The sequence below is a fragment of the Curtobacterium flaccumfaciens genome, assembly GCF_004361695.1.
In the GTDB taxonomy this organism is placed as follows: Bacteria; Actinomycetota; Actinomycetes; order Actinomycetales; family Microbacteriaceae; genus Curtobacterium; species Curtobacterium flaccumfaciens_B.
Genome location: NZ_SNVW01000001.1, coordinates 1 through 12857 on the forward strand (window position 1 = coordinate 1; position 12857 = coordinate 12857).

Annotated in this window: 12 protein-coding genes; 8 read left to right on the forward strand and 4 right to left on the reverse strand. The window is 71.4% G+C overall.

The genetic code is table 11. The features are described from left to right. Positions 1-145: 145 nt before the first annotated feature. Positions 146-442 carry a hypothetical protein gene (locus EDF64_RS00005; protein WP_133518088.1) on the reverse strand — a complete coding sequence of 99 codons (297 nt, stop codon included), beginning with the start codon at positions 440-442 and terminating at the stop codon, positions 146-148. Further along, the gene (locus EDF64_RS00010; RefSeq protein WP_243736177.1) at positions 442-1698 is read right to left on the reverse strand and encodes an inorganic phosphate transporter; all 1257 of its coding nucleotides are present in this window, start codon (positions 1696-1698) and stop codon (positions 442-444) included. Before EDF64_RS00010 ends, EDF64_RS00005 begins: the two co-directional genes overlap by 1 nt. A gap of 117 nt (positions 1699-1815) precedes the next feature. On the opposite strand from EDF64_RS00010, the gene EDF64_RS00015 reads away from it, so the two are divergent. From EDF64_RS00015 to EDF64_RS00025, 3 genes are all read left to right on the forward strand, one after another. Further along, positions 1816-3504, forward strand: coding sequence for a cation:proton antiporter (locus EDF64_RS00015; RefSeq protein ID WP_133518089.1), 1689 nt, complete (start codon positions 1816-1818; stop codon positions 3502-3504). Between the two features lie 333 nt (positions 3505-3837). Continuing rightward, the gene (locus tag EDF64_RS00020) at positions 3838-5241 is read left to right on the forward strand and encodes an ABC transporter permease (protein WP_133518090.1); all 1404 of its coding nucleotides are present in this window, start codon (positions 3838-3840) and stop codon (positions 5239-5241) included. A 29-nt stretch (positions 5242-5270) separates the two neighbouring features. Further along, positions 5271-5555 (forward strand): hypothetical protein, encoded by a 285-nt coding sequence (locus EDF64_RS00025; RefSeq protein ID WP_133518091.1) that lies wholly within the window; start codon positions 5271-5273, stop codon positions 5553-5555. A 12-nt stretch (positions 5556-5567) separates the two neighbouring features. On the opposite strand, the gene EDF64_RS00030 is transcribed toward EDF64_RS00025, so the two are convergent. After that, complete coding sequence (locus tag EDF64_RS00030) at positions 5568-6074, reverse strand: 8-oxo-dGTP diphosphatase (RefSeq protein ID WP_208108789.1); 507 nt, start codon at positions 6072-6074, stop codon at positions 5568-5570. 64 nt (positions 6075-6138) lie between these two features. Here EDF64_RS00030 and EDF64_RS00035 point away from each other — a divergent pair, with 64 nt between their 5' ends. Both EDF64_RS00035 and EDF64_RS00040 read left to right on the forward strand, forming a co-directional pair. Then, positions 6139-6489 carry a tryptophan synthase subunit alpha gene (locus EDF64_RS00035; RefSeq protein ID WP_071293782.1) on the forward strand — a complete coding sequence of 117 codons (351 nt, stop codon included), beginning with the start codon at positions 6139-6141 and terminating at the stop codon, positions 6487-6489. Positions 6490-6508: 19 nt separating this feature from the next. Then, the gene (locus EDF64_RS00040) at positions 6509-7399 is read left to right on the forward strand and encodes an aminodeoxychorismate lyase (RefSeq protein ID WP_133518093.1); all 891 of its coding nucleotides are present in this window, start codon (positions 6509-6511) and stop codon (positions 7397-7399) included. Positions 7400-7501: 102 nt separating this feature from the next. Here EDF64_RS00040 and EDF64_RS00045 read toward each other — a convergent pair whose 3' ends face one another. Next, entirely contained in the window at positions 7502-8698 is a 1197-nt protein-coding gene (locus tag EDF64_RS00045) for an amidohydrolase (RefSeq protein WP_133518094.1), read from the reverse strand. Between the two features lie 125 nt (positions 8699-8823). Between EDF64_RS00045 and EDF64_RS00050 the strand changes: the two genes are divergently transcribed. From EDF64_RS00050 to EDF64_RS00060, 3 genes are read left to right on the forward strand one after another with little or no spacing between them, the layout of a single operon-like run. Then, on the forward strand, positions 8824-10047 hold the full coding sequence (locus EDF64_RS00050) for a Fic family protein (RefSeq protein ID WP_133518095.1): 1224 nt from the start codon (positions 8824-8826) through the stop codon (positions 10045-10047). Further along, positions 10044-12215: a S9 family peptidase gene (locus EDF64_RS00055; protein ID WP_133518096.1), complete on the forward strand. Its 2172-nt coding sequence runs from the start codon at positions 10044-10046 to the stop codon at positions 12213-12215. The genes EDF64_RS00050 and EDF64_RS00055 overlap by 4 nt, the downstream gene beginning before the upstream one ends. Next, complete coding sequence (locus EDF64_RS00060; RefSeq protein WP_133518097.1) at positions 12212-12745, forward strand: cysteine hydrolase family protein; 534 nt, start codon at positions 12212-12214, stop codon at positions 12743-12745. Before EDF64_RS00055 ends, EDF64_RS00060 begins: the two co-directional genes overlap by 4 nt. The last annotated feature ends 112 nt before the right edge of the window (positions 12746-12857 follow it).

Genomic DNA, 12857 nt, shown 5'->3' on the forward strand with positions numbered 1-12857 from the left:
GGTACCACCCACACGAACCATCCCCGGATCTCGAACCGACTAATCAGTCCAAGAACCGGGGACCAGTCCACTGGCACCGCGCCTCCAGGCCGTCAGGCGGTCGCGTCAGGCGGTCGCGTCAGGGGGTCGCGTCAGGCGACCCGCGTCAGTGGAACTGCGGGACGATCAGGTAGATGCCGTAGAGCACGGCGGCCGCGGAGATCGCGAAGCAGACGACCGACAGCGCGCGGAAGACCCGGACGCCCGGGGGCGTGTTGCCGGGCAGCGGGAAGCCGCTCGTGGCCGGGCCGACCGTGCCGTCGTCCTTGACGGTGTACTTGCCGGCGCGGGTGTCGGCGGCGCTCCAGAAGCGGAGGCCGACCGAGTAGACGGTGACCACGAAGCAGGCGCCGACGAGTGCGACGATCGCGACCGTCAGGAACGCAAACCAATCGATGCCCATCAGCGACGGCCTCCCTTGCGTCCGGCCATGCGGCGCAGGGTGCGCTCGCGGCTGAGCTCGGCGCGGCGGGCGGCGACCGTCTCCGCGCGCTTCTTCCGCTGCAGGTCGCGCAGCTCCTTGCGGGTGAGGACCGCGTTCGCGGCCACGTCGACCTCGATCGCGGAGGCCTGCTCGTGCGGCTTCCGGAGCGACCAGAGGTACAGGCCGAGGATGACGAGGGCCCCGACGACGGCATCGATCACGAGCCCGACGACGCCGAAGCGCGCGATGCCCGAGGCGACCGCACCGACCGCGGCCGAGGCGGGCAGCGTGATGAACCAGGCGATGACGATCTTGCCCGCGGTCGACCACTGGATCTTCGACCCGCGGCGACCGAGCCCGGCGCCGATGATCGAGCCGGACGACACCTGCGTGGTGGACAGCGCGAAGCCGAGGTGGCTCGAGGCCAGGATCGTGGCGGCGGTGGACGCCTCGGCCGCGAAGCCCTGCGTCGCACGGATCTCGGTGAGGCCCGAACCGAGCGTGCGGATGATGCGCCAGCCACCGGTGTAGGTGCCGAGCGCGATCGCGAGGGCGCAGGCGACGATGACCCAGAACTGCACGCCCTGGTTCGACGACTGCGCACCGGACGCGATGAGCGTGAGCGTGATGACACCCATCGTCTTCTGCGCGTCGTTCGTGCCGTGCGCGAGGGACACCATCGAGCTCGTGAAGATCTGACCGATCCGGAACCCGCCGCGCTCGTTCGGGAACACCGGGCGTCGGGTGATCCGGTACGCGATGCGCGTCGACAGGAAGGACACCAGCGCGGCGATCACGGGCGACAGGAACGCGGGGATGATCACCACGGTGAGGAGTGCCGCGTAGTTCACCGCCTGGAACCCGGCGCCGACGATCGCGGCACCGATCAGGCCACCGAACAGCGCGTGCGAGGACGACGAGGGCAGGCCGCGCAGCCACGTGATCATGTTCCACACGACCGCGCCGATGAGTCCCGCGAAGATCATCTCGGGGCTGATCGCGACGCCACCGGGTCCCTCGTTGATCAGCCCGTGCGAGATCGACGTCGCGACCGCCGTGCTGAGGAACGCACCGATGAGGTTGAGCACCGCGGCCACCGTGACGGCGACCTTGGGCTTCATCGCACCGGTTGCGATCGGTGTCGCCATCGCGTTGGCGGTGTCGTGAAATCCGTTTGTGAAGTCGAAGAAGAGGGCCAACGCGATGACCAGGACGACTATGAGTGTGATGTCCACCGCGGGCCAGTGTTCCCCATCAGGCGGTCGGAGGGCAAACCCTGGTCGCAACCTCGTGTTCACCGGTCCTTCACGTCTGTACAGATGCAGACCCATGCCTCTGGGAGAATGGAGGTCATGGACACCGTCGAGCTCCTCATCCTGCTGGTCGGATCGCTCGTGGTGACCGGCTTCGCCCGGTCCTGGGGGCTCCCCGCGCCGCTGCTCGTGACCGCGGTCGCACTGGCGGCCTCGTTCCTGCCCGGGCTGCCCCCGATGGAGATCGACTCCGAGGTGATCCTGACGGTGATCCTGCCGCCGCTCCTCTACTCGGCGGCGCTCGACGTGTCGTGGCAGAGCTTCCGGGGGTCGATCAAGCAGATCCGCCGTCTCGGCATCTTCCTCGTCATCGTCACCGCGCTGGTCGTCGGGGTCGTCGCGTACTTCCTCATCCCGGACATGACGCTCCCCGCGGCGATCCTGCTCGGTGCGATCGTCGCCCCGCCGGACGCCGTCTCCGCCGCCGCGATCGGACGGAAGCTCGGACTCCCCCGCCGGGTGATGACGGTGCTCTCCGGCGAGAGCCTCATCAACGACGCCGCGTCGCTGACCCTGGTCCGGGTGTTCACGCTCATCATCGCGGGCACGTCGCTCACCATCTGGCAGGACCTCGGGATCTTCGGGCTGGCGATCGGTGTCGGGCTCGTGGTCGGCGGTGTGCTCGGCGTGCTGGTGCACTGGATCCGGATGCGCATCAACGACCCGGTGGTCGAGACGATCATGAGCATCCTGCTGCCGTTCGTGGCGTACATCCTGGCCGAGCACCTCTCCGGCTCCGGGGTCATCGCGGTCGTCACCGCCGGCCTCTACATCGGCTACAACTCGCCGAAGGAGGGCTACGCGACCCGGCTGCAGGAGCGCCCGCTGTGGACGAGCATCGACGTCATCCTCGAGGGCTTCGTCTTCGCCCTCATCGGCCTGCAGCTCAACACCGTCGTGCACGACCTCGTCGTGAGCGAACGCAGCCTCTCGCAGACCCTGACCGCCGCCGGCGTGGTGCTCGTCGTCGTCATCCTCGTCCGGCCGCTGTTCGTCTTCGAGTCGTACGTCCGGAACCGGTTCAACGGGCGATGGCTCCGTCCACTCCGGATCCGGCTCTCGCGCGGGCACCCGTCACTGCGGTGGCTGCGCGGCACGGCCGAGCCGAAGCTCAACTGGCGGGAGCTCACGGTCATCTCGTGGACCGGCATGCGCGGCGTGGTCACCCTCGCCGCCGCCGTGTCCGTCGTCGTCAGCCCGACGAAGATCCCCGCGCAGGACACCATCTTCATCATCGCGTTCGTCGTCACCGTGGGCACGCTCCTGCTGCAGGGCCTCACGCTGCCGTTCGTCATCCGTGCGCTCAAGGTGCAGGACCCGGCCGAGGACGACGCCGACGTCCGCAGCGAGATGCGCCTGAACCAGCGCACCACCGAGGCGGCGATCGAGCTGCTCGAGAAGCGCCGCCCGGACTGGTCGAAGCAGTACGGGGACGAAGCCGTGGACGCGGTCGTCAACCGCCTCAAGGCACGGCTCGAACGGCAGGCGGAGACGTTCCGCCGCGACGCCGAAGAGGAAGAGGTCGAGGAGCGCAACGCCCCGGTCCGCCTCCGTGGCTCGCAGATCCAGGACATCCGGCGGGAGCTGCTCGACCGCCGCCGCGAGATCGTGCTCGAGGAGCGCGAGAAGGGGAACCTCGACGAAGAGGTCATGCGCCGCGTGCTCGTGACGCTCGACGCCGAGGAGCTCGCGATGGACTCGGCCCAGGCGTCCCGCAGCCGGTCCTGACGAGGGCGGACGCCGCCCCCGCCCCCGCGGACGCAGCCCCCGGACCCCCGCGGCCGCAGCCAGCGGCGTCCGGCGCGCGCCGAGCAGGCCGGGCGTATCCTGGCGCTCCGACCCAGAACAGGAGCGCAACGCCGAGTGAGCACGCCGCGGAACGACGTCCCCAGGAACAACGACCTCCCGGATCGCGACGGGGGGCCGCGGAAGGACCCCGCTCCGAAGCAGCGCACGACCCGCCCCTCCACGCGCGGCGGATCGAAGCCACGTCGGGGTGCTCCGGTCGCCGGAACGCGTCCAGCCCGGTCCGGCAGCGGCGCCCGCACCCGGCAGGCACCCGTGCCGGAGCCGCAGCGCATCAGCCGCTACCGCCGCTGGTTCGGCACGCTGCACCCCTCGCTGCAGCTGATCGGCCTGCAGCTCTGGATGCCGCTGTTCTTCATCGTCGGCTTCTGCCTCTGCTACGTCTTCGCGTTCCACGCCCCGCACCCGCACGACGTCCCCGTCGCCCTGGTCGGCAGCGACCCGACGCTCGTCGCCGCGGTGCAGAAGGCGCTCCCCGGCGAGTACGTCTTCCACGTGTACGACTCGCTCGCCCGGGCGAAGCACGACGTCATCGCCGGCACGATGGCGGTGGCCTACGACCCGAGCACGAACGAGGTCTTCAAGGCGAGCGCCCACCAGTTCCAGGTCGCCTCGCTCGTGCCCGTCACACTCAGCACGGTCCTCACCGGCATCGGGGTCGCGGCGCCGACGATCACCGAACTCGCACCCCTGCCGGCCTGGGACGAGTACGGCACCGTCGCGATGTACGTCATGCTCGCCTGGTGCATCGGCGGCTACATGGTCGCGATGTTCATCGGCATCATGGGCGGCCCGCTCCGGCACCGCACCCGGATGGCCGTCATCGTCGTCGGCGGCCTCGTCATCTCCCTCATCACGAACACGCTCGCCGGCCCGGTCCTCGGTGCGATCCACGGGCACTGGATCCAGCTCGTCCTCATCGCGTGGGGGTGGATCGTCGCGATCGGCCTCGCCGTCAACGGTCTGAGCTACTTCGTCGGCCGCTTCATCGCCGCGCCCGCCATGATCTGCTTCGTCTTCCTGTCGATGCCGTCGTCCGGTGGCGCGTACCCGAAGTGGTTCATGCCGGAGCCGTTCGCGTGGCTCAACCACGTCGTGGTCGGCTCGAGCATGGTCGACATGATCAAGCACCAGGTCTACGGCGTCGGCCCCGGTCCGGCCCGTGGCCTCATCACGATGGCCTGCTACGCGGCCGCCGGCCTCGTGCTCATGTACTTCGGCAAGAAGTGGTGGGAGCACCGCCGCATCCGCGCGATCGTCACCGGCCGCACGACGATGTTCCAGGACGCCCAGACCGCGAACCGCGAGTTCCTCGGCAAGGAGCGCGACGCCGAACTCGAACGCCACGGCCTCACCTCGACCGAGACGGGCACGCTGAGCGTGCTCCGCGACGAGGACTGGGAGGACGCCCGCGTCGGCGGCGACGTCTTCACCGGTGGACGCGACGGCCTCGAGACGGAGACCACGCCCACCGGCCGCATCGCCGTGGTGCGGAACGGGGACCGCACCGGTCCGGTGCAACGGCCGGGAGGCGCGGGGACCGGACCACGCACCCGTCCCGTCCCGCGCGGCGAGGCTCCCAGGGCCCCGGTCCGGTCCGACGCGGGTGGTCCGGACGCGACAGGCGACCGTCCCCACGGTCGGCACGCGGACCGGTGAGCCGTGGCCGGGCGGGTACCCTGGGGGTCATGACCCCCCGCATCGCCTGGCACCGCGTCCTCGTCACCGTCGTCGTCGTGTTCCTCGTGCTGACGGTCGGCTTCTACGCCGCGAGCGTCCTCCTCGCCCCCGCCGACGGCCGGAACGTCGCGGGGCTGTTCGTCGGCTGGGCGATGTTCGCCATGATCGGCGCCATCGTGGTCGGCATCATCGACTTCTTCGTGCGCCCGCTCGGCGGCCGGAGCGGTGACGCCGAGGTCATCGCCGCCGCCGAAGAGGCACGCACGGGCAGCACCCGCACGCACACCCGCTAAGGCGCCCGCGCGTCAGACGCCGGTGCCGCTGAAGCCGGACACCGTCGCGTCGTCCTCGCCGAAGGTGAAGCGCGCCTGCACCGATCCGCCGGCGAGCACGCCCGGCAGCCAGTACCGTGCGTCGTCCCACATCGCGTCGTACGGCACGGCGTCGACCGGGATCCACCGGGGCTCCAGCTCGTCGCTGCCCGACGGGGTGCCCTGCCAGCGGCGGCAGACGAAGACGTCCGAGACCTGGGACCAGGACGGGCGGTACGGGAACCGGTAGTCCAACGTGCCACGTGCCTCCAGGTCGGCAGCCTCGATCCGCAGGCCGACCTCTTCACGCACCTCGCGCACCGCGGTCTCGATCGCGGACTCCCCCGGCTCCCGCTTGCCGCCCGGGCCGACCAGGCGGCCCGTGCCGAGACCGCGACGCTTCTCCCCCAGCAGGACCTGCGGGCCGGAACCGTCGTCGCGCAGCAGGTAGACCACGACCACCGCAGGGTGCTGGGACTTGCTCTCGTCGCGACCGGTCACGTGTTCAGTCTGGCCGAAGTTCTGTCGTAGGCTTTTTCCATGGCAGGCGTGCTGCGGGGGCACCATGGCTGAGCCCCGCAGGACCGGGCGCAGCCTCGAAGTGCTGCGCGCCGAGGCCGCCGAGGAGATCTCGATGCTCGTCGAGCACCGGAGCCGTCAGGGCGAGGACCCGTGGGAGTTCATGCCGACCCTGCCGACCGTCGACGAGCAGGTCGTCCTCATCCTGCGCGCCGACGCCGTCGACCTCGACGAGGCCATCGGCAAGCGGAGCGCGCAGTGGTCCATGCACCCCGCCTCCGGCCAGGGCACCCGGATGGGCGAGGAGTACCACCGACTCCGCCGGATCGCGCTGCAGCACCCGGAGCTCACGCCCGCGGTGTGGAAGCTGATGGGCGCGCTGCCCGAGGCCGGCTGACCTGGGGTTGGATGGGGCCATGACCGAAACCGTCCTCGCCGTCCTCAACCAGCCCTCCCGCGACGCCGCACCGCACGACCCCGCCGCGGACGCCTTCACGTGGGCGAAGCCGCTCGAGGAGCACATCCAGGTGCAGGACCTCGGCATCACCCGAGGCGACGGCGTCTTCGAGACCATCACGGTCGTCGACGGTCGTCCCCAGGCGCTCGAACCGCACCTCGCCCGCTTCGGTCGCTCCGCCGCGATGCTCGACCTGCCGGCCCCCGACCCTGAGGCCTGGCGTCAGGCCATCGAGGCCGTCTGCGCCCGGCTCGACCCCGTGCGCGAGGCCTTCGCGAAGACCGTCCTGACCCGCGGCGTCGAGGGCACCGACCGGCCGACGGGGTGGGTGTACGCGGCGCCGTCGGGCGACTCCACCGCGGCCCGCACCGAGGGCATCTCGGTCGTCACGCTCGACCGCGGGTACCGGCACGACGTCGAGCGGACCTCGCCGTGGCTGCTGCAGGGCGCGAAGACGCTGTCTTACGGCGTGAACATGGCGGCCCTCCGTGAGGCAGCTCGTCGCGGCGCGGACGACGCCGTCTTCGTGTCCAGCGACGGCTACGTGCTCGAGGGCACGCGCGCGAACCTCGTCCTGTCGGTCGGCGGCCGGCTCGTCACGCCGCGCACCGACATCGGGATCCTCGCCGGCACGACCCAGGCCGACGTGTTCCGGTTCGCCGAGCAGGAGGGCATCGAGACCGCCTACGAGCTCCTCACCGTCGAGGACTTCCTGGCCGCCGACGCTGCCTGGCTCGTGTCGAGCGTCCGGCAGGCGGCGCCCATCCGGCAGGTGAACGGCAACGCGCGGACGATCGACGCGGCGCTCACGACCGGCATCAACGACTTCCTACTCGCGCGCGAGGTCTGACGCCCGGGGCGCGCCGGCCGCCAGCTCGTCGCGGTGGTGCGCGGGTGACGGACTGGAGGCGCGGTGCGGGCTGGCACCGCGCCTCCAGTCCGACCTGACTCGCTACCAGCGCGGGGTGGTGACGCCGGTCCCGTCGGCCCACTCGAAGACGGACGCGCCCTCGATCCAGACGCGCGTCGCGCGGCTGGTGGCGTCGAGGGGGTCGCCGTCCCACAGGACGAGGTCGGCGTCGTAGCCCTCGGCGAGGCGGCCGACGCGGTCACCGAAACCGAGGAACTCGGCCGGGTTCGTGGTGAGCGCCTCGAGCGCGGTCTGACGGGGCAGGCCCTCCTTCACGGCGGCGGTCGCCTGGTCGACGAGCATGTTGATCGGCACGACGGGCGCGTCCGTGGTGATCGCGACGCGGACCCCGGCGGCGGCGATCGTGGCGAGGTTCGGGATGCCGCGGTCACGGAGCTCGACCTTCGACCGGCTGGTGAACAGCGGGCCGTAGATGACCGGGATGTCCTTCTCGGCGAGGACGTCCGCGATCTTGTGCGCCTCGGTCCCGTGGTTCACGACCAGGCGGTAGCCGAACTCCTCGGAGAGGCGGATCGCCGTGGCGATGTCGTCGTGCCGGTGCGTGTGCTGGTCCCACACGAGCTCGCCGTCGAGCACGCGGACGAGCGTCTCCTTCGTGAGGTCGCGGGCGAACGGCTCGTCCTTCGCGGCGGCGGCGTCGCGGGCCGCACGGTAGTTCTGCGCCTCGACGAAGGCGTCGCGGATGATCTTCGCGACGCCGAGCCGCGTCGACGGGGTCTGGCCCTTCCCGCCGTAGACGCGCTTCGGGTTCTCGCCGAGCGCGCTCTTGATGCTCACCGAGTCGGAGATGAGCTGCTCGTCGATCGTGCGGCCACCCCAGGTCTTGATCGCCACGGTCTGGCCGCCGATCGGGTTGCCGGAGCCGGGCTTGACCACGATCGACGTGATGCCGCCGGCGAGGGCGTCGCGGAACCCCTCGTCGTCGATGTCGATGGCGTCGATCGCGCGGACGCCGGCCATGTTCGGCCCGGTCATCTCGTTCGTGTCGTTGCCCGCCTCGCCGTTCGCCTCCTCGTGGATGCCGACGTGGCCGTGCGACTCGACGAAGCCGGGGACGAGCCAGGCGCCGCCGGCGTCGACGACCTCGAGCCCGTCCGGCACGGCGACGTCCGCGCCGAGGGCGGTGATCTTGCCGTCCTCGACGACGACGGTGCCGTCGAACTCGGGGGCGGAGACGGGGACGACGTGTGCGTTCGTGACGACGAAGGAGTTGCTCATGCCACCACGGTAGCGAGGTGCGGCGACATCGCCGTCATGCATACGGAATACCGATTCCTGGCGTCGCCGGACGTGCCGTGCCTACCGTCGGAGCACCACGATCCCGCCCGGGCGACGGAGGAACCATGCAGCAGGCCGGACCCAACCCACACGAGCGGCACTGGCCGTCGCACACCACGACGACCGTGCCCTGGCGCAGCACGGTCCGCGGTCCCCGCGCCGACCGCGAGACCACCGCCGTCCGGGCATCGATCCCGCCGACCATCGCGCGGGCGGTGTGGACGCCGGACACCGACACCGCCGCCTTGCTCGACGGTGCCGCGGTGGCACTCCGCGAGCTCGACGCGCAGCACGGTACGGGGCTCTCCGCGCTCGGCGGTGTGCTCGACCGGACCGAGGCGGTCGCGTCCTCCCGCATCGAGGACGAGCACGCCACCCTCGACGACGTCGCGCGGGCGGCCGTCGGCATCCGCGCCGACCCCGGTGCGACCGCGATGGTGCGTGCCGGCGGGGCGATCGACGGCCTCGTCGCCGCGGCGGGCTCGGGCACCATCACCGAAGCGTCCCTGCTCGCGGCGCACCGGCTGCTGCTGCGCGACGACCCCGTCGACGGGCGGTACGCCGGTCGGTACCGCGACGTGCAGAACTGGATCGGTGGCGGACGCTCCCCGCGACTCGCCCGGTACGTGCCGCCGCCACCGGAGCTCGTGCCGGGGCTGATGGACGACTTGTTCGTGTTCCTGCACCGCGACGACCTCCACCCCGTCGCACAGGCCGCGATCGCCCACGCCCAGTTCGAGTCGATCCACCCCTTCACCGACGGCAACGGGCGGATCGGCCGGGCGCTCATGGCCGCGGTGCTCCGGCGACGCGGACTCGCCCGGTTCGTCACGGTCCCCGTCGCCACGGCACTCGTCGCCGAACGCGACCGCTACTTCTGGCACCTCGAGCGGTTCCGCGACGGGCGACTGGACGACTGGGTCCGCGACGTCGCCATCGCGATCGGGACCGTCTGCGACGAGGCAGCCCTGACCGCGCTGCTGCTCGACGAGGTCGCGGCGGAGCGGAGCGCCGGCCCGTGTGCCGACGGCGTGCACGCCGTGGTCGGCCGGGCGCTCGTAAGCGACCCGGTGCTCACCGAGGACCGACTCGACCAGCTCCTGCACGGCGAGCGGGGCACCGTGGACGCCGTGGCCGACGACCTCTGCCGCGCCGGGGTCCTGCGGTCCGTCACCGAACGGCGCCGTGACCGGGCCTGGGTGACGATCGCCGCCGCCGACGAACTCGCCGCGTTCGGCGACCGCGTCCAGGCCGCCGTCCGACAGCGGGCGAATAGGGTGGGGTGGTGAGCAGCGAGCACGCACAGGCCACCCCTCCCATCGCCGCCAAGCGGCCAGTCACGAGGACCCACCACGGCATCGACTTCGTCGACGACTACGAGTGGCTGCGGGACAAGGAGTCACCGGACACCCTGGCCTACCTCGAGGCCGAGAACGCCCACACGGACGCCGAGACCGCCCACCTGGGAGCGCTGCGCGACCGGGTCTTCGCCGAGGTGAAGGGCCGCGTGCAGGAGACCGACCTCTCCGTGCCCGTGCGGATGGGCGACTGGTGGTACTTCACCCGCACGGCCGAGGGCAGCCAGTACGGCGTGCACTGCCGTGCGCCGATCGCCGGCCCCGACGACTGGACCCCGCCCGCGGTGGGCGAGGGCGCCGCGACGCTCGCCGGCGAGCAGGTCGTCCTCGACGGCAACTCCCTCGCCGACGGCCACGACTTCTTCTCGCTCGGCACCTACGACATCAGCGACGACGGCACCCGCCTGGTCTACGGCATCGACGTCGAAGGCGACGAGCGGTACACCCTGCACGTCCGCGACCTGACGAGCGGCACCGACCTCGGCGACGTGATCCCGAACACCGGCGCCGGCGCGACGTTCGACCCCTCCGGCCGGTACGTGTTCTACCCGACCGTCGACGACTCGTGGCGCCCGGACCGCATCTGGCGCCACACCGTGGGCACCAGCGCCACCGACGACGTGCTCGTCTTCGAGGAGCCGGACGACCGCTACTGGGTCGGTGTCGGGGTCACCCGGTCGTCGCAGTACATCGTCATCGAGCTCGGGTCGAAGATCACGTCGGAGGCACTCGTGCTCGACGCGGCCGACCCGACGGGCGAGTTCCAGGTCGTCTGGCCGCGGCGCGACGGCGTCGAGTACGAGATCGAGCACGCCATCGTCGGCGGCAGCGACCGGTTCCTGGTGCTCCACAACGACGGCGCCGAGAACTTCGAGCTCGTCGACGTTCCCGCCGACGACCCCACCTCCGAGCGCGACCGCCGCGTCGTCGTCGCGCACGACCCCGAGCGCCGCATCGAGTCGGTGGACGCCTTCGCCGAGCACCTCGCACTCGAGTACCGGTCCGAAGCGCTCCCCCGCATCGCGATCATCCCGATCGAGGGCGACGGCTACGGCGACGCGCACGAGGTCCCCTTCGACGAGGCACTGTTCTCCGCCGGGCTCGGCGGCAACCCCGAGTGGGACCAGCCGACGCTCCGGATCGGGTTCACCTCGTTCGTCACGCCGTCCGAGGTCAGCGACCTCGACCTGGCCACCGGCGAGGTCACCGTGCTCAAGCGGCAGCCGGTGCTCGGCGGCTACGACCCCGCCGACTACGTGCAGGAGCGCGACTGGGCGACCGCGGCCGACGGCACGCGCGTGCCGATCTCGCTCGTCTGGCGCCGCGACGCCGTCGACGCCGACCAGCCCGCGCCGCTGCACCTGTACGGCTACGGCTCGTACGAGCACTCGATCGACCCCGGGTTCAGCGTGATGCGGCTCTCGATGCTCGACCGCGGTGTCGTGTTCGCCGTCGCCCATGTCCGGGGCGGCGGCGAGATGGGCCGCCACTGGTACGAGAACGGCAAGACCCTCACGAAGAAGAACACGTTCACCGACTTCGTCGCGGTGGCGTCACACCTCATCGACTCCGGTCGCACCAGCGCCGACCGGCTCGTGGCCGAGGGCGGCAGCGCCGGCGGGCTGCTGATGGGCGCGGTCGCGAACCTCGCACCCGAACGCTTCGCCGGCATCCTCGCCGCGGTGCCGTTCGTCGACGCGCTCACGAGCATCCTCGACCCCGACCTGCCACTGACGGTGATCGAGTGGGACGAGTGGGGCGACCCGCTGCACGACCCCGAGGTCTACCGCTACATGAGCGAGTACACCCCGTACGAGAACGTCCGCGACGACGTGCAGTACCCGAAGATCCTCGCCGTGACGTCGATCAACGACACCCGGGTCCTCTACGTCGAACCGGCGAAGTGGACGGCGAAGCTCCGCGAGGTCGGGGCGCCCGTGCTCCTCAAGACCGAGATGGCCGCCGGACACGGTGGCGTCAGCGGACGGTACGACTCGTGGAAGGAGCGGGCGTTCGAACTCGCCTGGCTCCTCGACGTCCTCGGTCTCGCCGACGTGACGCCGGCGGCGGCGAACGCGAACCCGGTCGCCGCCGGATGACGACCGCGCTGCTCGTCATCGACGTCCAGGCGGGGGTCGTCCGGCCGTGCATCGACGGGCAGCAGGTCGTCGACCGGATCGACGGACTCGTCGAGCGTGCCAGGGCAGAGGAAGCGCCCGTCGTCTGGGTGCAGGACGAACAGGACTTCGCCGTCGGTTCGGATGACTGGCAGCTCGCGGCGCCGCTCGTCCGGCACGACGCCGAGCCGCTCATCCGGAAGACCTACCGCGACGCCTTCGCGGACACCGATCTGCACCTCGTGCTCGCCGATCTCGGCGTCTCGCGGCTGGTGGTCACCGGGGCACAGACGGACTACTGCGTCCGGACCACGGCGCAGCGTGCCGCCGCCGAGGGTTTCGACGTCACCCTGGTCGAGGACGCCCACACCACGACCGATGCGGAGTGGGGCGGGACCGTCATCACGGCCGCGGACGTCATCGCGCACACGAACATGTACTGGAGCGGGCTGCGCTACCCCGGACGCCGGTTCGACGTCGCGCCCGCGGCCGCTGTCCCGCTGACGGCGTAGCGGGCCCGGCTGGCGGCTTAACCGAGGCCGTGGGCCGTGGGGCCGCCCGGCCGGCCCAGGGGTTCAGGCCGGCGTCGGAGGTGCGCGCCGTGGCCGGGTCCCGTCCGGATCC